The sequence below is a fragment of the Virgibacillus sp. LDC1 genome (genome assembly GCF_025792345.1).
In the GTDB taxonomy this organism is placed as follows: Bacteria; Bacillota; Bacilli; order Paenibacillales; family Paenibacillaceae; genus Paenibacillus_AQ; species Paenibacillus_AQ lautus.
The window spans coordinates 4,037,163-4,056,936 of the sequence record NZ_JAOXLZ010000001.1; the positions used below are offsets into that span (position 1 = coordinate 4,037,163).

At 51.0% G+C, this 19,774-nt stretch carries 17 protein-coding genes and 2 tRNA genes; 3 read left to right on the top strand and 16 right to left on the bottom strand.

Going from position 1 to position 19,774, the window contains the following annotated elements; genetic code table 11:
• Positions 1 to 71: 71 nt before the first annotated feature.
• The 5 genes from OHJ21_RS18185 to OHJ21_RS18205 all read right to left on the bottom strand — a co-directional run bounded on the left by OHJ21_RS18185 (position 72) and on the right by OHJ21_RS18205 (position 3,032).
• Positions 72 to 335 carry an aspartyl-phosphate phosphatase Spo0E family protein gene (locus OHJ21_RS18185; RefSeq protein WP_009590300.1) on the bottom strand — a complete coding sequence of 88 codons (264 nt, stop codon included), beginning with the start codon at positions 333 to 335 and terminating at the stop codon, positions 72 to 74.
• Positions 336 to 453: 118 nt separating this feature from the next.
• Positions 454 to 1,659 (bottom strand): aminotransferase class I/II-fold pyridoxal phosphate-dependent enzyme, encoded by a 1,206-nt coding sequence (locus OHJ21_RS18190; protein WP_326114356.1) that lies wholly within the window; start codon positions 1,657 to 1,659, stop codon positions 454 to 456.
• Positions 1,660 to 1,673: 14 nt separating this feature from the next.
• A complete protein-coding gene (locus tag OHJ21_RS18195) occupies positions 1,674 to 2,174 on the bottom strand; it encodes an Lrp/AsnC family transcriptional regulator (RefSeq protein ID WP_326114355.1) in 501 nt (166 codons plus the stop codon).
• Between the two features lie 176 nt (positions 2,175 to 2,350).
• Positions 2,351 to 2,746, bottom strand: a complete 396-nt coding sequence (locus tag OHJ21_RS18200) for a spore coat protein (protein WP_486020777.1) — start codon at positions 2,744 to 2,746, stop codon at positions 2,351 to 2,353.
• 49 nt (positions 2,747 to 2,795) lie between these two features.
• Positions 2,796 to 3,032, bottom strand: coding sequence for a hypothetical protein (locus OHJ21_RS18205; protein ID WP_326117113.1), 237 nt, complete (start codon positions 3,030 to 3,032; stop codon positions 2,796 to 2,798).
• Positions 3,033 to 3,173: 141 nt separating this feature from the next.
• Between OHJ21_RS18205 and OHJ21_RS18210 the strand changes: the two genes are divergently transcribed.
• Positions 3,174 to 4,400: an NAD(P)/FAD-dependent oxidoreductase gene (locus OHJ21_RS18210; protein ID WP_486020779.1), complete on the top strand. Its 1,227-nt coding sequence runs from the start codon at positions 3,174 to 3,176 to the stop codon at positions 4,398 to 4,400.
• A gap of 149 nt (positions 4,401 to 4,549) precedes the next feature.
• On the opposite strand, the gene OHJ21_RS18215 is transcribed toward OHJ21_RS18210, so the two are convergent.
• The 4 genes from OHJ21_RS18215 to OHJ21_RS18230 all read right to left on the bottom strand — a co-directional run bounded on the left by OHJ21_RS18215 (position 4,550) and on the right by OHJ21_RS18230 (position 9,526).
• Positions 4,550 to 5,776, bottom strand: a complete 1,227-nt coding sequence (locus OHJ21_RS18215) for an MFS transporter (RefSeq protein ID WP_347708119.1) — start codon at positions 5,774 to 5,776, stop codon at positions 4,550 to 4,552.
• A 121-nt stretch (positions 5,777 to 5,897) separates the two neighbouring features.
• Positions 5,898 to 6,455: a hypothetical protein gene (locus tag OHJ21_RS18220; protein ID WP_100538958.1), complete on the bottom strand. Its 558-nt coding sequence runs from the start codon at positions 6,453 to 6,455 to the stop codon at positions 5,898 to 5,900.
• A gap of 161 nt (positions 6,456 to 6,616) precedes the next feature.
• Positions 6,617 to 7,036: a DUF350 domain-containing protein gene (locus OHJ21_RS18225; protein ID WP_100538959.1), complete on the bottom strand. Its 420-nt coding sequence runs from the start codon at positions 7,034 to 7,036 to the stop codon at positions 6,617 to 6,619.
• A 120-nt stretch (positions 7,037 to 7,156) separates the two neighbouring features.
• Positions 7,157 to 9,526: an endonuclease MutS2 gene (locus tag OHJ21_RS18230; RefSeq protein WP_486020782.1), complete on the bottom strand. Its 2,370-nt coding sequence runs from the start codon at positions 9,524 to 9,526 to the stop codon at positions 7,157 to 7,159.
• A gap of 156 nt (positions 9,527 to 9,682) precedes the next feature.
• Here OHJ21_RS18230 and OHJ21_RS18235 point away from each other — a divergent pair, with 156 nt between their 5' ends.
• Positions 9,683 to 10,042 carry a phage holin family protein gene (locus tag OHJ21_RS18235; protein ID WP_100538961.1) on the top strand — a complete coding sequence of 120 codons (360 nt, stop codon included), beginning with the start codon at positions 9,683 to 9,685 and terminating at the stop codon, positions 10,040 to 10,042.
• A gap of 307 nt (positions 10,043 to 10,349) precedes the next feature.
• Positions 10,350 to 10,736, top strand: a complete 387-nt coding sequence (locus OHJ21_RS18240; RefSeq protein WP_100538962.1) for a cupredoxin domain-containing protein — start codon at positions 10,350 to 10,352, stop codon at positions 10,734 to 10,736.
• Between the two features lie 91 nt (positions 10,737 to 10,827).
• Here OHJ21_RS18240 and zapA read toward each other — a convergent pair whose 3' ends face one another.
• The 7 genes from zapA to OHJ21_RS18275 all read right to left on the bottom strand — a co-directional run bounded on the left by zapA (position 10,828) and on the right by OHJ21_RS18275 (position 19,673).
• On the bottom strand, positions 10,828 to 12,792 hold the full coding sequence (gene zapA / locus OHJ21_RS18245; protein WP_394054207.1) for a cell division protein ZapA: 1,965 nt from the start codon (positions 12,790 to 12,792) through the stop codon (positions 10,828 to 10,830).
• Positions 12,793 to 13,051: 259 nt separating this feature from the next.
• Entirely contained in the window at positions 13,052 to 15,502 is a 2,451-nt protein-coding gene (gene pheT, locus OHJ21_RS18250) for a phenylalanine--tRNA ligase subunit beta (RefSeq protein ID WP_326117109.1), read from the bottom strand.
• Positions 15,503 to 15,531: 29 nt separating this feature from the next.
• Complete coding sequence (gene pheS, locus OHJ21_RS18255; protein ID WP_486020785.1) at positions 15,532 to 16,566, bottom strand: phenylalanine--tRNA ligase subunit alpha; 1,035 nt, start codon at positions 16,564 to 16,566, stop codon at positions 15,532 to 15,534.
• A gap of 451 nt (positions 16,567 to 17,017) precedes the next feature.
• Positions 17,018 to 18,886, bottom strand: coding sequence for a ribosomal protection-like ABC-F family protein (gene abc-f, locus OHJ21_RS18260; protein WP_486020787.1), 1,869 nt, complete (start codon positions 18,884 to 18,886; stop codon positions 17,018 to 17,020).
• A gap of 91 nt (positions 18,887 to 18,977) precedes the next feature.
• Positions 18,978 to 19,118 (bottom strand): hypothetical protein, encoded by a 141-nt coding sequence (locus OHJ21_RS18265; protein WP_165789685.1) that lies wholly within the window; start codon positions 19,116 to 19,118, stop codon positions 18,978 to 18,980.
• Between the two features lie 333 nt (positions 19,119 to 19,451).
• Positions 19,452 to 19,522, bottom strand: a tRNA-Gly gene (locus OHJ21_RS18270).
• Positions 19,523 to 19,599: 77 nt separating this feature from the next.
• A tRNA-Pro gene (locus OHJ21_RS18275) sits at positions 19,600 to 19,673 on the bottom strand.
• Between the last annotated feature and the right edge of the window lie 101 nt (positions 19,674 to 19,774).

The following is a 19,774-nucleotide window of genomic DNA, read 5'->3' on the forward strand; positions in this document are numbered from 1 at the left end:
ACGCAAACAAGGCTGATCCGTGAGGCATCTAACCTCAGGAGCAGCCTTGTATTATTCAATCATGTCGTATTTTATAGTTTCTTTTTGGGATGGGCCTTCATATATTCGTTGATCTTCAAATCCAGCAAACTGCTGATCTCGATAACAATCTCCGATGTGAAGGACTGCTCTTCCAAAAAAATTTGTTCCATCTTCCGGCGAAGCATATGAATTTCGTCTTCCAAGGTAATTTCCTGAGGAGTGGATTTGGCTGATTTAATTGACCATTTACCGTGATTATTGTCTTCAGCCGTATAGTCACCACGGTAGTTTGACAATTCATAATCACAAAACACTGGTGATCCCTCCTTGGAAAGTAAAATTCTGCCCCCAAAATAAAATTATAACATATATTTTGCCAATGGAAAGTGATTTTTTTGTTAATTCAAGGAAAAAGTTCAACGATTTCCTTGCCTACTTTATTTTTTCCACAAAATTGCCCATTCTCTCCAAGGCCTCATTCAGTTGGGCAATGGATGTAGCATAAGAGCAGCGGATGAATCCTTCCCCGCCAAGCCCGAATGCGGTGCCTGGTACTGCAGCCACTTTTGCCTCGGTCAGCAAGCGCTGGGCAAATTCATCCGAGCCGAGTCCTGTTCCCTTGATGCTCGGGAAGGCGTAGAACGCTCCCTGAGGTTCGTGGCAATCCAAACCGATCTCCCGAAGCCCTTGAACCACGAGCCTGCGCCGCTGGTTATAGGATTCAACCATTCGATCCTTTTCCCCCATGCCGTTACGCAATGCTTCAAGTGCTGCGACTTGCCCCATTGCGGGTGCACACATGACTGTATACTGGTGTATTTTCAGCATGGCGCCGATCAGATCGGCATGAGCGCACACATACCCCATACGCCAACCGGTCATAGCAAACGCCTTCGAGAAGCCGCTCACCAGTATGGTGCGGTCCATCATGCCTGGCATCGAGGCAAAGCTGACATGCTTGCCTTCATATGTGAGCTCAGCATAGATTTCATCGGAGATCACAATCAGATCGTGTTTTTCTACCACTTCTGCAATGGGCAGCCAATCCTCATAGGTCATGATGGCTCCTGTCGGATTGCTTGGATAGCACAGGATCAGAATCTTCGATTTAGGGGTGATTTGCGCTTCGAGCGCCTCGGCCGTCAGTTTGAAATGATGCTCTGCCGTCGTTTCAATACCAACGGGCACCCCACCACCGATTGAAGCAATCGGCGAGTAGGAAATGTAACACGGCTCGGGAATCAGAATTTCATCTCCGGGAACAATCAAGGCACGCAGCGCCAGATCAATCGCTTCACTGCCGCCTACGGTTACGATTATTTCATTGGCAGGATTATAGGTCACGTGGAAACTGTCGTTCAAATATTCCGCGATCGCCTCCCGCAGTTCCGGCATACCGGCATTGGACGTATATCCTGTAAACCCGCGCTCCAATGAATACACGCAGGCTTCTCGTACATGCCACGGCGTTACGAAATCAGGCTCACCGACACCAAGTGTGATAATATCCTTATTTCCACTGACGAGATCAAAAAATTTCCGGATTCCGGAGGGTTGAATGTCCCTGACCCTAGGCGCCAAATAGGAGCTCATCGATTTCCTGTTATTTTCTGCAAGCTGCTGTTCGTTCACAATCATAGCACACGCTTCCTTTACGGCGAGATCAGGAGACGATTGTCTTCTTGACGTTCTTCAAAAATAATCCCGTCTTGTTTATATTTTTTTAAAATAAAATTCGTTTTGGTCGATAATACAGAATCGATAGGTGACAGTTTCTCCGAAACAAAGTTGGCCACCTCACGCAAGCTTCCACCTTCCACTTCAACCAGCAAGTCGTAGGCGCCAGACATAAGATAGACCGACTTCACCTGCGGGAATAAATAGATCCGTTCCGCAATTCCTTCAAAGCCTCTTCCGCGCTCAGGTGTAATTTGAACCTCGATCAGCGCCGTAACCTTCTCGTCTTCCACCTTGCCCCAGTTGACAACGGTCGCATACTTGACAATCACGTGATCTCGTTCAAGCTCCGCAATGGAGGTCTTTACTTCTTCCTCATCTACACCGAGTAGAGTAGAGAGTAGAGCCGGCGATCTTCTCGCATCTTCCTTCAGCAGATCAAGCACCTTCAGTTTCAATTCGCTAAGCTCTTCCATATACGTATCCTCCAGCACTTATTCCGAATAACCATTCTTCATGCATGATATTTCGGAACAGAGATTAATACTTATATTACAATAACTTACACGGGATGTGCAAAAAAAAATACCGATGCATGCCTGCAGCAACGGCTGCGGGGGTCATCGGCTTATCGTTTGAGTTAACCAAGGGATCATTGGGTTACATTATTAGAGGAAGGAGCTACATTGGTGGCATGCGGCGCTACATTCGGATGATGCGCGAACGCGCCCATGCTGGAAGTTTTTTGATGAATGGTTTCCTGAGTTTTTTGCAGGGACTGCTGCGCTTGCTTATACTGCTTGTCCACGTCGTATTTCAATGCGTGCCGAGGCGCGGTATACATGTTCTGCTGCTTCATCATATTAAAAAACTCACCTTGCAGCCTCAGTGTATCTGCAGTCAAATCCGTAAACATTTGACGCACGTCAGGGCAAGAGGCTTCCGTCGTGGCTGTCGTATACTCTCGAACAGACCGTTTCAGTTCTCCCAAAATAGGGCTAAGCATGTCCTCTTCGGGCAGGTATGAAGATCCATTAGGGGTTACCATAAGTCGTTCCTCCTTAACAATTTAACTTCGAAAGTCTATAAATCTCCTCTTATTGAGGCTGCGTCGGCGCAATATTGCTGTGACTCTGCAGAGAGTTCACCAACATGTCCAGATGCTGTTCATGGCGTTTTACGAATCCCAGCAGCGCCTGCTGGATAGCAGGATTCTGACTGGCAGCTGCCGTCGCGGCGCAATGCTTGGCCAGCATGGTCTCGTTGGAGATGCAATCCGCAATATAGTCCAGTTCTTTTGAGGTTAGAGGCTGTAATTGCTGATTAGGTGTCATCTTTGTACTTGTTCCCCTTTCCATTTAAGTTGCACAGGAGCTAGTATGCCACCTATATAAAAATCTATGTCGTGAGATGTCATTAAATACGAAAGGAACGTCCAAACTAATAACAAAGCGACAATGAGGGGGTGAGGGACCATGTTACTGACCGGCGGAACAACGCCCTGGAAATATTTAAACAGTGAACCTGTAAAAAAATACCCCGGTCTATCAGAACAGCTCAGCTGTGATGTGCTAATTGTCGGCGGCGGTATTAGCGGCGCGCTGATGGCCTATGTGCTGAGCAAGCAAGGCGTGGACACGATCCTGCTGGACAAAAAACGCGTATGCGAAGGCAGCACATCCGCCAATTCGGGGCTGTTGCAATTCTCTAGCGACTGCCCCCTATCTGATCTGATCCAACAATTTGGTGAACAACGGGGCTCCTCCTTCTACATGATGTGCAGAAATGCTGTACGTCGGCTCACCGAAATCGCAAATCATCTGTCCAGGGATTCCGGCCTGATCCCGCGAAGCAGCCTCTACTATGCCAGTAACCCCCAAGATGTCGGCATGCTTCGGCATGAGTATGACCTGCTCAAACGCAAGGGCTTCGATGTGGAGTACTGGAGCCGTGAGCAGGTGAAGGCTAACTTCCCGTTCTCAAAAGAAGCGGCCATCTATACCCGCGGCGATGCCGAAGTCGATCCCTACCGTTTCGGTCATAATCTTCTCCAAGACGCCAGCGAGCATGGGCTGCGAATTTATGAAAATAGCGAAGTGAAGGAAACACGGCATACCGATAGCGATGTCACCGTTTTAACCGATCAAGGAAGCGTTCTGGCCAAAAACGTGATCTGGGCCACTGGGTATAGCACCCAAGAATGGAAGCCTGATTATCAAGCGGAGCTGATCAACACCTATGCCATCCTGACGGAGCCTGTATCCGATCTGTCTTCATGGTATGAGCGGGCATTCATATGGGAAACAAATCGCCCTTATCTCTATTTCCGGACAACGCCGGATCAGCGAATCATAGCCGGAGGGCTGGATGAGCCGCTTCCTCCTTCAGGCAAACCAGAGGAATACGCTGAACCAAGAGGCCGGAGACTGCTAAATGAAATTCATCAGCTGTTCCCCCATATGGCGGATTTGAATATCGCCTGCAGTTGGGCCGGCCTGTTTGCCACAACCAAAGACGGCATCCCGCTGATCGGCAGACACCCGCAATATCCGCACAGCTACTTTATCGAGGTGTATGGCGGAAACGGGACCGTTTACAGCATGATCGCTGCGGATCTGCTGGGCAAGACGATTGCAGGACATGAGCCCGAAGAACTAAAATGGTTCTCCCTGACACGGCCAATCGACCTGAACCACACCTAAATAATTGAAGGTATCCCCTACAGGCCTTAAGCCCCTTGGAGATACCTTCTTTGCGTGTATACGATTTGCGTCGCGACGCAGCCGAATGTTTTAAACATACCTTGGTTGACCTGTGTTATCCTACACCGCTCATATGGATGCAATCGGACTTAGGTGACTTGTCCTTTGGAAGGAAACAGCTTTCGTATAAACAGCCATGATCCGATAGGGGATGCCCCCAGAAACAGCAGCAGCAGCGTCACCGTTAACGTGTCCTGTCTAAATGACAGGACAAGAATAAACACAAGCAGACCCGTAATTCGGCCTACGGTTAGACTGAGTTCCCGGAGCACAACCAGTTCCACCCGCTTCTCCACATTTTCCTCATTCACTCCCATAAGATCAAAGCTAGCCGATATAGCCGGCATCATGTACAGGGGAATAAACAGCGACGTCCCGATTCCCAGCACCAACAGCGTAGTATAGTTGACGGCAAACAGCAGCGGCAAAATGACCAGCAGCATCAATATCGAACCTACCAGCATGCCGGTTTTACGAAATTTGGGCTTGAACCACTTACCGCAGGCCCAGTAGCTGACCAGCGAAACCGCCGAAGTAATCAATGCGTATTGCCCCAGCTTCGATTCCTGGTCCGTCGCCACAAAAACAAGGAGCGTAATGAGAAAGGAAAACACACCTTCCCTGATTCCCTGAACGGCCAATCCGAATACGGCGTATTTCCAAACGCCGCCCTCCTTGAGCCGGCTCACCCCCTCCAGCCAATGGTAGTCGCTCTGGACCGGCCGTTTTCGCAGAAAAAAGCTCAGCACCACCGTCGCTGCGAAGATGACCATCGATACGGTAAAAATAAACCGGTAGCCCCGATCCCCATGCATCATCGTGATGATCCAACCCGCCAGCCACGGACCGATAATCCCGGTGATGGAGCCCAGGAGTCCGATCCAGCCATTAAACCAGTCCCGATTCTCCGCGCTCGAAACCTCGAAATAAACCACATTAAAGGCTAACCAGAATAATCCTAATGACACGCCGAACAGAAGGCCAAGAGGCCAAATATAATGGACGGCGTCCCGCCCTGTCCACAGAACGCATAGATAAAACAGGCCGGACACCGCAATTCCCAGGCGAAGCGCATTCATTTTGTTATGCTCCTTCACCCATTTGCCGGCGGCCCAGAACGTCAAGCCCAATGCGACCTGTTGAGCAATCGTGAACCAACCGAGCATCGTATAATCCTGGCGGCTTTTCCATAAGTATACGTTGAGGAATGTACCCGACAATGCACTCGATAGTATAAACAACCCATGAACCGATAACAGAAGCATAGCCTGGGGGTCCTTTGTCAACTTCATATACAGTTCCTCCCTTGCCCTCACACTTGAAGTCCAAGGTATTTTACCCTTCTAATCCCCACTTCATGAACAAAAAAAAGGAAACCGCCGCAAGCAGTTTCCTTAAGATAGCCGTGGATCGGCATATTGCGCCTTTCCGTAAACTCTATTCCTTTTTATGGATAAAACTCTTGATCATCCGAAGCCGATCATTCTCTGCCAGATTGTACTGTACATGGAAGCATCCGGGACACACGTATACGTTTAAGTCATATGGCGGCTGCAGTATAGGCCCTTGAATCAAGGCTGCGTTAACCGGCTGGAACCCTTCCCCGCTCACGTGCTGCGTTCCGGCATGAAGCATATACTCCCTGCAATGCAAGCACTCGGGAACTTCCTCTTGCTGGTCCAGGATCCCCTCTACGGTTTCCTCAAATGCAAATAGGTCGTGATCCTCCCCGTACTTATCCACGGTTCGAAGCGAGGACAGCGATTCATGGTCGGATCCCCAAATACGATGAAGATCACCCGCCTCCTCATCGGAAGCCTCGTAAGCCTCTTCATATTCCTCCGGATCTTCCTGTGTTTCCTCTTCTTCCAATGCGATATTCAATGTGCGGTAGCCTTTAAGCTCGTTCGCACAGTGAGGACAAGTATCTTCGGGACCTATCTCTTCATCCCATACAATCTCACTTTGGCACCATGGGCAAACCGTCGGTTCCATCGATCATTCATCCCTTTCCTTATTCAAACGGCCATAAATGGCCCTGTTAACTTTATTTTTATTGAGACATCAAGTATACAATACCCGCCACAAAAAAAATCAAGGCAGCCGCAAACAATATCCGCGGTAAATATTTCATCGTCCTTTTCCTCCCGAAGCCATTAAATGATGCTCGCTCCAATAATGTAAGATAAAGATACGGTGATAAGAAGTACGATCAAGCCCACTGCGCGATTATCCTTGCCAATCTCTTCATCTACCGAAAACACAGGCGTCAAGAACTCAAGCAACCAATACGCCAATAAAAGCAGTATAAACCCGAAGAACGACCATTTAATCATGCCGTAAATGGACGTATTAGCCGTTATGCTATACCGCATCACGTTACAGATGCCAAAGACCTTGCCGCCGGTCGCCATGGCCGCGGCAACATTTCCTTTGCGTATTTCATCCCAGCAATTGTACTTGGTAACCAATTCAAAGCAATACAAGTAAACAATAAGTGCAAGTATCGCAACCGAGAAATAGCCGACGAGCACCCCAAGTGGATGGGTCAGCAAATGATCAATCGCTTCCGTCATTACCTTATTTCCTCCCTGATATAAACGGGATGCGGCACCTTTCGCATCCCGTCGTTCTGAACCCTATGATGATATGTTATACGATTGAAGGAGAAAACGGTTCCTGATTTCTTACTTTCCTTATTTCAACTCGGCAATGGTAACGCCATTGCCGCCTTCGCCGTAATTACCTAAACGATGACTCTTCACATGTTTGTGCTTACGCAAATAATCCTGAATTCCGGTTCGTAAGATCCCGGTGCCTTTGCCGTGAATGATGTAAATCTGACCCAGGTTCCCCAGAAATGCCTCATCAATAAACCGATCCACCTCGATCAGCGCCTCTTCCAGATTCGCGCCCCTTAAATCCAGCTCATTCCGGATGTTGGTATCTCGAGTCCGCTTCAAGACGGTCGCATGCTGTTTCGGCGCCTGTTTAGCGTTTGCTGCCGGATTCGACAGGAGCTCCAAATCATCCAGCGCCACCTTCATCTTCATAATGCCGAGCTGAACAACCGCTTCCTTCGAGCCGGACATCTCCACGACATGCCCCTTCTGATTCAGGCTGTATACCCGCACCTCATCCCCAGGCTCAATGCTGCGCTGCTGCTTCGCTGAACGCTGGCCGCCCGTTTTCTTGCCCTGCTGCGGTTCGGCTTCATCCAAACGCTTTCGGGCTGCAATCAGCTTATGCTCCTTAACGGAGGCCCCTTCTTCTTGGGCAATCTTGCGCAGATCCGAAATGATCTCTTCGGCCTCGCTCCGGGCCTTGTCCACGATCTGTCTCGCTTCCGCACGAGCTTTATCAACCAGCTTGTCCTTCTGCTCTTCCAGCTTCTGAAGCTCGTGCTGGTGGCGAAGACGCAAGTCCTCCATTTCCTTCCGAACCTGCTCTGCCTTCTCACGCTCTACTTCCGCGGTGTGACGGTTCTCTTCGAGCGATGCAATCATATGCTCCACCCGTTGATCTTCTTCCTTCACTTCGCCCCGGGCAAATTCCAGAATGGATCCCGGCAATCCCAGACGTTCTGCAATGGCAAACGCATTACTGCGTCCAGGTACGCCTACCAGCAGCCGATAGGTCGGGCTTAGGGTATTGATATCGAACTCCATGCTGGCGTTGATCACGCCTTTGCGTTCGTATGCATAGGCCTTCAATTCCGAATAGTGCGTCGTCGCGATCATGCGGCAGCCCATGCGGTGGATATGCTCCAGAATGGAAATCGCCAGAGCGGAACCCTCCGCAGGGTCCGTCCCCGCTCCCACCTCATCAAGCAGCACCAGACTCTTCGGTGTCATCTGGCTTAAGATGCGGATGATGTTCGTCATATGGCTGGAGAAGGTACTGAGGCTCTGCTCAATGCTTTGCTCATCGCCAATGTCCGCGTAGATCGCGTCAAACACGCACATCTGGCTGCCTTCTTCAGCTGGAATAAAGAGTCCGGACATCGCCATCAGGTTTAATAACCCGATCGTTTTGAGTGTAACCGTCTTACCGCCAGTATTCGGACCCGTGACGATGATGGAAGTATAGGAATTGCCCAATTCCACATCAAGCGGCACAACCTGATCCGCCGGAATCAGCGGATGTCGGCCTTTACGCAGCTTAATATAACCTCTGTCATTCATTCTTGGCAGTGAAGCCTTCATGACATGGGCCAAACGAGCCTTGGCAAAAATAAAGTCGAGCTGGCCGATCAGATCCAAGTCAATGGACAGCAGCTCAGCCTGTTCGCCGACCTGAGCGGTCAGCTTCTGCAGAATCACTTCGATCTCCCGTTCTTCCCTCATTCGCGTCTCACGCAGCTTGTTGTTCATGGCTACGATGGATTCCGGCTCAATAAACAGCGTCGCGCCTGACCCGGACTGGTCGTGCACGATGCCGCCAAAATGCGAGCGATATTCCGCTTTAACGGGAATGACAAAACGGTCGCCGCGTATCGTAATTAACTGGTCCTGCAGCATCTTCGCCACGGATTGCGATCGAATCATGGACTCCAGTTTCTCGCGGATGCGAACTTCTCCGCCCCGCAGCTCCCGCCGGATCTGGGCAAGCTCCGCGCTTGCGGAGTCCAGCACCTCAGCAGCATCATCAATACACAGCCGAATGGCATCTTCCAGGGGCTTCTGCTCCGAAATAAGATCACTCAGATTATAGAGGGTCTCAATCTTCTCGTCCTCATGAATCGCCGCTATAAACCGCTTGATTCGGCGAGATCCATGAATCGTATTCGACGTAGCCAGCAATTCATGGGGATTGAGCGTCCCCCCGATTCTGGCCCGTTTCAGAGCGTCGTTGATATCGGTAATCCCGCGGAAAGACGGATTGACCTTAAGTCTGTCTACGGTGTAGGCTTGATCGGTAGCCGCAAGCAGATCCTTTACAGCCTCCAGGTCGGTTTCAGGCATTAACTGTTCAGCTCTCGCACTTCCCATGGAGGTTTGAGTGTATTGTGTTAATGTATTTAAAATTTTTCGGTACTCTAAAGTTTGCAAAATCTTGTCATTCAAGAAGTTCACAACTCCTCTCAATCAATGCATATATTATATCGAAAGTGATACGAATTCGCCAAGGAATCCAAAATCCTTCCACACATAACCGACGGCCCTATTGAACAAAATAAATTCTGCGTAACATTCCAGTCTTATTCTAAGGAGGCAGGTACCATGCAATTTCTCGGGCACGTTGTTCGATTTATCGTTGCCGCGCTCGTTCTTATGGTTGTCGGATGGATTGTCCCTCAATTCTCCGTCGGCGGATTCGGAAGCGCCCTGTTGCTTGCACTCGTCATCGCTCTGATTGGTTGGGCTATCGAGGGCATCTTCGGCAAAAAAGTCACGCCGTTTGGACGTGGCATCGTGGGCTTCCTAGTGAGCGCACTCGTGATTTACCTTGCCCAATTCATCGTTGGAGGCGTTAGCGTCTCCGTATTGGGCGCATTGCTTGCTGCACTGGTCATCGGGATCATCGATCTGTTCATTCCGATTTCCACCCCTTTTGAAGCAGGCAAAAACCGCAAAGAATAAGATAGAAGAACGCCCGCTTCGTTAGAGGAATCCTCTGGACCCTCTTCTTGAACGAACCGATCGGCAGCTGTATTCCCCACATTAACCCCTTGTTGCTACTCTGCGCAGGGGGTTTTCATTTTGGGTAAAACCTCAATTCCTTTATTTCCATCTTCCCCTATATTATAAAGTAAATCCATATCATCGTTTGAAAACGTTCACGTTCACCAATTTTTCATAACACATATGTGCATCCACTCTTTTTCTGCGCTATCATAAAGATTGGAAATTATATTTCACAATTATTTCATAGTCAGGAGAGATTATAGTGAAAAAAGGCATAGCTTTACTTGTTTCATGTATGCTCCTATTTGTATTGGCTGCCTGCGGCGGAGACCAGAAAGAGTCCCAGGGAGATTCAGGGATCTCGGATACTGGCGTAGCACCGGAAGCTGAACTCGTGATTAAGGGTACCAATTTTCAGTTCGACCAAGAGGAATATCGTCTCAAGAAAGGGGTGCCCGTCAAGATTACGTACGAGAACGAAGACGGCAACCACGGCGTTATGATTCCTGCGCTTGGCCTGCAGCTGGACCGTAAAAACAACTCCACTGTTGTTACGCCGGATGAGGCGGGAGAATTCGAAGTTTCGTGTTCCATTATGTGCGGAGCGGGTCACAGCAAAATGATATCCAAACTTATCGTCGAAGAATAAGTAGATCTTCCTCACGAAAAAAACCTCCGGATCGCCAGAGTATCCTCTGTCTAATCCGGAGGTTTTTTCAGGTTCACATCTTCGCCATGGCCTAACGCTGATCCTGCTCAATCAACTCGATCCACTCATTATATTCAACTTGGAGCTTCGCATATTCTTCCTTCAGCTTACGGTGTTCTTCTTCAAGCTGCGCAGATTGCTCCGCCTTCAATTCCTGCTCCGCCTGGAGCAGACGATATTGGTGCATAACCAGCTCATACTGTTCACCTAAATCGGAATACTGCTGTGCTGCTTCACTTTTTTCGCCTTCCAGGCGCTCACAGGCTTGGCGTGCGGACGCAATTTCCTGCTGCCAGGACTGGAGCTCTTCTTCGAGAGCAAGCTTGGTTCGCTTCCACTCATCACGCTCTGCGGCCAGCTTCTCGCTGCCCTCGGCAAGCTGTTCCCGTTCCGCCATCCATTGCTGGTATTGCTCCTGCCACTGAACGGCACGTTCCTCTGAATCCCTCAGCTGCTCGGCGAGTTCACGTGCGCGCTCTTCACTGGCAGCCGCCTTCTTGCGAAGCTCATCCAGCTGATTCGACACCGTATCGTACTCTTCTTCCAGCATGGCGTACAGTTTGCTGGTCTCTTCCTCTCGGATTCCCGCTTCCTTCGTGAGTTTCTCCAGCTCTTCATGACGAAGCTGCAGTTCCTTCAATTCCTCTTGGGCACTTCTGCGCTCGGACATGCTCCGGTCAGCTTCGTCCTTCATGACCTGGATCTCATCCTGAAGTCCCTTCATTCCTTCTTCCAGGCTTTCGTTCGCTTCCATAAGCTCGACAATTCTCATCTCCAGCTCGCCGGTTTCCTCTTTGCGCTGATCCGCCAGCGTGCGCCAAGATTGGAGCTCGCTGCTTAAACGCTGCAGCTCTTCCTGCTGTTTGCGGGAGGTCTGATTCGCATCCACCACAAGTTTCTGCAGACGACGGCGCTCTTCCTCCGACTTGGCGGATTCCTGCTTCAGGCCTTCGAGCTCCTTCGTCAGCCCTTCCACCTTCGTACGGAAGGAGCGCAGCTCCTGCGAAGAGGCTTCGGCTTGCTGTCTGGACGATTGGAGCGTTTCCTTCAGCTTGTCCGATTCCGCTTTTACAGCACCCAGTTCCTTCTCCGCAGTCGACAAGCGTGATTGGAGCTGCCCGCCGCGAGTTCGCTGCTCGGTAAGCTGCTTCTCCAGCTCCTGGACGGTCGTCGTATGCTTTTGTTCCATATCCTGCACGGTTTTCGTATTCTTCTGTTCCAGATCCTGCACCGTCTTCGTATACTTCTGCTCCAGATCCTGCACGGTCTTCGAGTGCTGCTGCTCCTTCAGGAGGGCCTCTTGTTTATAGGTGCTCTCCTGTTTCTTCAATTGCTCAGCCAGCTTCTCTTCGGCCTGCTTCGCAGCGTTCCGTAGACTCTGTTCCAGCTTCTCGATGGCCTGCTTATGAGTGAGCGTCATCTGCGAAATTTGTCCTTCATAGCGGCGTTTCATATCTTCAATCGACTGCTTATGGCCGCTCTCCAGCTTCTCGCGCTGCTCCTTAAGACGTGCTTCAAGCTGCTGCTTCTCCTTCAGCAGTTCCGCCACGCGGTCGGATTCCTTCTGGAGCAATTCCTTCGTACGCTCTGACTCCGCGGTTAGATTCTCCTTGGACTTCCTGTATTCCTCAGCCAGCGTTGTCTGCTCCGCCAGCTTGTGCTCCAGCTGCTCTAACTGCTGACGATGTCTCTCCTGCTGCTCGATTTGAAGTCCTTGCACCTTGGCAAGCTCCGTGCGCAGTTCATTCCGCTCGGCCGTCATCTGCTTGGCCTCATTCTGAAACTCCAGCTTCTGCAAAGCTTCTTCCGCCATATGTACTGCAGCTAGGACGGCAATGCGCGGGGTATCCAATCGAGAGTGCGCCTTGGATATGGTACGCATGCGGTCATCTACATAATTCGCTACCTGTCTGGTATAATCACTGCTATTGCCAACGAGTTTATAGGAAGTTCCGTAGATGTCTACGGTAACGCTTTTACGGTCCGATGTAGTCAAAATTGTGCCCTCCTTCTATTATGTGTAGATTCTATGATGTCTGAAATGGTCTATTCTCTACATTCATTATATATGAGATAACATCTGTAGACGAACCTCAAGAAAACAGACCGAAGTTTGGTATATGATAACACAGTTTTGTGCTTATAATTATGTACCCTGCGGGCGTCCTGATGCAAATCCCAGTTCAATTTAGAGCAAAAAAGCCCGCATCGAATCTCTGATGTAATGGATTCGATGCGGGCGTTCACAATTCCTGCTATTTTCTTAATTCTGCGCCAAAAGTTTGCTGAAGGGCAGCAACGGCTTTTTCCGTGACGCCGGCAACCTCTTCATCGGTCAACGTCCGTTCCTGATGACGGTACGTCATGGAGATGGCAACACTCTTCTTGCCCTCTCCAAGCTTGCTGCCCGTAAAGACGTCAAATACCTGAATCTGCTGCAGAAGCTCACCTGCATTGTCCTTGATCACTTGAATCAGGGAGCCGGCTTCAACCTCCTCATTCACCACGATGGCAAGATCGCGTTCCATGCCCGGGAATCTAGGCAAATCGCGGTAAACAACGCGGGCGTTGGTCAGATCATACAGCGGCTCAAGCAGAATCTCGGCAGCATAGGTATCTTCCAAATCCAGCTCCTGCTGCGTCTTCGGATGAATTTGTCCAAGTACACCTAACAGCCGCTTGTTCTCGCCTTGACCCGCATATACGGATGCGGAACGTCCCGGATGGAAGCCAACCGGTCCGTTGGCCTCGTAAGTGATGTCTTCTGCGCGAATTCCAAGGTAATCGAGCACTGTTTCGAGCGCCCCCTTCAAATCGAAGAAATCCACTTTGGCCGGCTGGACATTCCATTGCTTGCTGCCTTTGCGTCCCGACAACAGCAAACCGAGAACCGGACGCTCCAGCGGCTGCTTCGTCAACGTCTTCTCATGCGTATGGAACAGGTTCCCTATTTCAAACAGAGCCAGGTCCGGCTGCTTACGGTTATGGTTGTATACTGCGATATCCAGCAGCTGCGGAAGCAGGCTGGTGCGAAGGACGCTGCGGTCCTCGCTCATCGGCATGGCCAGCTTAACCGCCGTGCCATCTGACGACAGCGAAGTGAACATTTCCGCTTGCTGCGGATGGATGAAGGAATAACCCAGAACCTCCTGGAATCCGCTATGCGTCAGCAAACGACGAAGCGAGCGGCGGATGGCCTGAGCGATGGTCAATGAACCCGGTGTCGTCGGACCTTCAATCGCCGTTGTCGGAATATTGTCGTATCCATACAGACGGGCAACCTCTTCAATGAGGTCTACGTCAAGCACGATATCGCCGCGGCGGGTCGGCACTTGAACATCCACCATTCCTTGGCCCGCATCTCCGCAAGGGAAATGCAATCGGGCGAAGATCGTTTTTACTTCAAGCAGAGACAGCTCCGTACCCAGATAACGATTGAGCTTCTCCAGCGACAAAGTGATCACGGTAGGCTCGGTTTGGGCACTGCCTGCTTCGACGATTCCCTGATGGACAGCGCCGCCGGCATATTTCGCCATCAGTGCCGCTGCACGGTTCAATGCAGGAATAACTGCGGCGGGGTCCACTTCCTTCTCGAAGCGGGAGCTTGCCTCCGAACGAAGTCCCAGCTGACGGGATGTTTTGCGGACGGTACCGCCATCGAACTTCGCCGATTCCAGGAAAATATTCAGCGTGCTGTCCGTTACTTCGGAGTCCAGGCCGCCCATAACGCCAGCCAATGCCACCGGCTTGCCCCCTGCTGTAATCACCAGCATATGCGGCTCCAGGCGGCGCTCCGTGCCGTCCAGCGTCACCATCGTTTCGCCAGCTTCAGCCATACGCACGTGTACCGCGCCATCCTTCAGCTGATCGGCATCAAAAGCGTGCAGCGGCTGGCCATATTCCAGCATCACATAGTTCGTAATATCCACGATGTTACTGATCGGGCGAACGCCTGCTGCGATCAACCGGTTCTGCATCCACAGCGGAGAAGGACCGATCTTTACTCCCGTAATGTAACGTGCCGCGTAATGGCTGCACTGCTCATCAGCACCAATCGTAACCGAGATATGATCAGCTGCTGCATCTTGAACCTCCAGAATCTCCTTCTCCGGGTTCGGAAGACTCAGCTCACGTCCCAGAATGGCGCTCACTTCGTAAGCTGCTCCCAGCATGCTGAGGCAGTCGGAGCGGTTCGGCGTCAGATCCAGCTCCAAAATTTCATCGTTCAGACCCAGCACATCCAGAATGGGTTTGCCGATTTCCGTATCAGCCGGAAGGACGAGAATCCCTTCCTGCAGCTCTTTAGGCAGCAGTTTGTCATTCATGCCCAGTTCCTTCGCCGAGCAGATCATGCCTTGGGAAAGCACGCCGCGCAGCTTGGCCTTCTTGATATCCATACCGCCAGGCAGCTTCGCGCCAACAAGCGCCACCGGCACCTTCTGGCCAGCATCCACATTTTTTGCTCCGCACACGATCTGGAGATCTTCCTCCTGACCCGCATCCACGATACATACATTTAGCTTGTCTGCGTCAGGATGCTTCTCCTTACTTTTGACGAAGCCTACGACCACTTTGTTAATGCCTTGATTCCGTTTCTCGATCACATCGATTTCAATACCAGCCGAAGTAATACGGCTTGCCAAATCCTCTGAGGTTACACCTTCGAGCGAAATATAATCGGACAACCAATCGGTTGAAACTCTCATTGTCTATTCACTTCCCTTTATCGTTAAAATTAGATCCGCGTGAACTGATTCAAGAATGCTGTATCGTTGTTGAAGAAGTGACGGATGTCATCCACGCCGTATTTCAGCATGGCAATCCGCTCAACCCCCATACCGAAAGCAAAACCGCTGTACTTCTCAGGGGCATAACCACCCATTTCAAGCACCTTCGGATGAACCATGCCGCAGCCTAAAATCTCAAGCCAGCCTGTTTGCTTGCATACGCGGCAGCCACTGCCGCCGCATCTTACACAGGATACGTCCACTTCCGCGCTCGGCTCCGTGAACGGGAAGAAGCTTGGACGCAGACGGATCTGCGTGTTATCGCCGAACATCTCCTGCACGAATTGCAGCAGCGTCCCTTTCAGATCACTCATGCGAATGTTCTCGCCGATCACGAGGCCCTCGATTTGGTGGAACTGGAACGAATGCGTCGCATCATCGTCGTCCCGGCGGAATACGCGGCCCGGGCACATGATTTTGACAGGCGCTTTTCCTTGCATCGACAGCATCGTCCGGGCTTGCACCGGGGATGTCTGAGTACGCATCAGCAGATCTTCCGTCAAATAGAAGGAATCCTGCATGTCACGTGCCGGGTGATTCTTCGGCAGATTCAGCGCTTCGAAGTTGAAGTAGTCCGTTTCCACCTCGGGTCCTTCCGCTACCTGGTAACCCATCCCGATGAAAATATCCTCGATATCCTGGATCACCTTGCTCAAAGGATGAACCCCGCCTTGGCTGAGCTTGCGGCCCGGAAGGGTTACGTCCACCTTCTCTGCACGCAGACGCTCTTGCGTTTCCTGCTGCAGGAATGCTTCCTGCTTGCCGGTGATGACTTCCTCGATCGCGCCCCGAACGTCATTGGCCACCTGGCCGATAACGGGACGCTCTTCTGCGCTCAGCGCTCCCATTCCGCGCAGGATTTCCGTCAAGGCACCTTTTTTGCCAAGGTATTTCACCCGCAAATCATTCAGCTGCTGCGGATCGGTAACATCCTGCAATTGCGCCAATGCTTCCTGCTTTAATGCTTCTAATTTTTCCTTCATGGCTATTCGCACACCCCTTTGTAAACTCCATCATTGTACTGAAAACAAAAAAGGCCTCTCCTCCCGAAAAGGGACGAAGAGACCGTGGTACCACCCTTGTTAACATGTTTCATACCCTAACCAAGGCGGTAAAAGCCTTAGGCCCTGAGTATGCCTCATCATGCTCACTTGACCGACGTAACGAATCGGACCCGTTATCCCCTACTGAGCGGCAGCATGCCGTGTTCAGGGAACTGCTCCGGAGCGAACTTCACTAGCCTGTTTCTATTAGGGACACTCTCAATCTACGGTATCCCTTCCCTGTAAAGAGGCACTAGCTACTTTTCTCCATCCACGCATTTGTTACATATGCAAATATATAGGGTTTATTATATGCAACCTTTCGAGATATGGCAAGTTTCATTTCCCCATTTTAACCCCATCTGGCTGATTTTAATCGCGATCCTTGATCTTATTCCGACTGAAGCCTGACCAGCTCAGCCCGAAGCTCCCTGATCTCGGCAAGCCAGCTCGCCTCGTCCCCGGCTTCAAGATCTTCGGCTGATAAGCCCAGTAATTCCTGAATCCGGTATTCGAGCTCCATCCGCCGATTGTCCTTCTCCGTATTCCCCCTGATCACACCGGTCCGCGAGGCCTGTTCTTCCTCCTCGTCCACACTTCCCTCAAACCAAATCGGAGCTTCTCCAGGCTTCAGCGTGAGCAGCCGGTTCGCGATTTTGCGCACCAGATACCGGTCGTGGGATACGAGCGCAATTGCACCCGGAAAGCTCACGAGTACTTGTTCAATCACCTCTCGGGTATCCACATCCAGGTAGTTCGAGGGTTCATCCAATACGAGCAGATGCGCCCCGCTGAAATACAGCTTGAGAAAAGCCGTTCTGCACTTCTCCCCCATGCTCAACTGCCCCATCTTCTTAAACACATCGTCCCGCCTGAAGAGGAATGAGCCCAGCAAAGTACGGGCACGGCTCTCCGTCATTCCCGGAATGACGAGCAGACTGTCCAGCAGCGTGGTTTCATGTTCAAGCCCCTCAAGCTCCTGTGAGAAATAACCGATCTTGACGGAAGGATTTCGGGTAATCCGGCCCTCCTGCGGTTCGATTTCGCCCAGCAGCAGCTTGAGCAGTGTCGTTTTCCCGCTCCCGTTAGGGCCTCTTACGGCCAACCGGTCGCCACGGTTCAGATAGAAGGTGAGTTTATTAAAAAGCGGTTGATCTCCGAATCCAAAACAGATGTCCTTCACTTGGACAAGGGTCCGGCCGCCGAAAGCTTCCCCTTCCAGCTCCATGTTCAGCTTAGGACCGCTTCGCGGTTTATCCACCCGCTCTGCTTCCAGCCGTTCCAGCGCTTTTTCCTTGGCATGATATCTTGAGATGTTCTTCTTGGCCTTGGCCTTGTAAAAGCTGGCGGTGATCTTGACATCATTGACGTCCCCGGCCGCGTTATGCGCTTTATGGAACCACTCCTCGTATCTTCGGATCGATTCCTCCAGCGCTTTGCGGGCCAGCTCCTGCTTCCGGTAAAGCGTCTCCTGTTCGCGCAGCTCCCGCTCCTTTTCGCGGCGGTAATCCGTATATCCTCCCCTGTAACGCCGTAGCTCCTCTGAGGTCAGCTCACATACGGAGGTTGCTACCCGGTCGATGAATTCCCTGTCATGGGATACAAACAACACAGTGCCTTTATAGGACGACACCAGCCACTGCTCCAGCCAGACCAAGCTGTCGCTGTCCAGATGGTTTGTAGGCTCGTCGAGCAGTAAAAATTTCGGTGCCGATACAAGGAGCCCTGACAGCATGACCTTCGTCTTCTGACCTCCGCTCAGCTCACGGTAGGACACAGGCCACACCTCCGGCCCGATGCCCAGCATCGTCATCGCCTTCTCCACCTCGGTCTCCCACTGGAAACCGTTCTGGGACTCGTAGCGCTCCAGCAGATTGCCATATTGCTCAAGCAATGGTTCCATTTCTGCAGCGCTGCCGCCGTTCATCCGCCGCTCGACTGCGGCAAGCTGAAGCTTCAGCTGCCATAATGTTGGGTGACTGCGGCTGCGCACCGTATCGATAGCACTCCTATCGACTTCGTCCGGCTCATCCTGCTGCCTGAGCCAGCCCCAGCGCTCTCGTGGGAGAATCGTCTCCACAACGCCCGAGGTCGGTTCGAGCTCGCCGGCCAGGATCGAGAGGAGCGTGGTTTTGCCGGTGCCGTTACGCCCATACAGCGCAATCCGTTCTCCCTCCGCCACCTCCAGCTGAATGCCCTCAAACAGCGGCCTTCCTTGGAGCTCCATACTTATATCTTTCGCTTTTAGAATCATGGTCATATCGCCTCATCCTCTCTCTTTGAAAAAACTAAAAAACCGCAAGCGCTGGCCTGCGGCGGATGTTATAAAGAGAAGTATGGGTCTGGTCTGATTAACGGGACAAATTCGCACGACCGACACGACTTCGGCTGTTCATTCCAGTCCAGCCTTGACTGTTATTGAGATGAAGCTCAATAACCTCGGCCGTTAGCGGAAGCTGCAAATCCGTTCCGTATATGTGATTGTTTTGCATAAGAGCACCGTTTTGACATAACAAAAAGAGGTACCCCAGTCACATTGTTCAGACACACCAAATCTCTCCCTCTACCGCCGTAGAGAAACGCCTGCAAAACCACATGCAGTTGTTTAGAGAAAAGGGTGTCTTACTTCATTGGACTGGGTTACCTCGCATTCTTGGAATGAAATTATGGTCATTATAACAGATATTCTTCGCTTGTAAAAGGGGTATTACGGAGTCACTATATATTTGAATGCCTGCTATCCCATGTTTATTCCGGTCCCATTCACATTTCAAAAAAAGCAAACAAAAAACCCTTGTCACCAAGGGTTTCCGGTTCTAACTATAAGCGGGTGATGGGAATCGAACCCACGCTACCAGCTTGGAAGGCTGGAGTTCTACCATTGAACTACACCCGCACATATACCTACAAAAGTGACGCTATGCTTCGGAGCATATTTCGATTACTTTTGCGAGGCCCTAATTCATAAGCGAATCGGGACGACACGATTTGAACATGCGACCCCCTGGTCCCAAACCAGGTGCTCTACCAAGCTGAGCTACGTCCCGAGAATGAAGATGGCGTCTTTTGAAGACAAAAATAAATATACCATGTCGAACATATAATTTCAACATGTATTTTATGGAAAATGGGTTGTCCGTATTAGAAA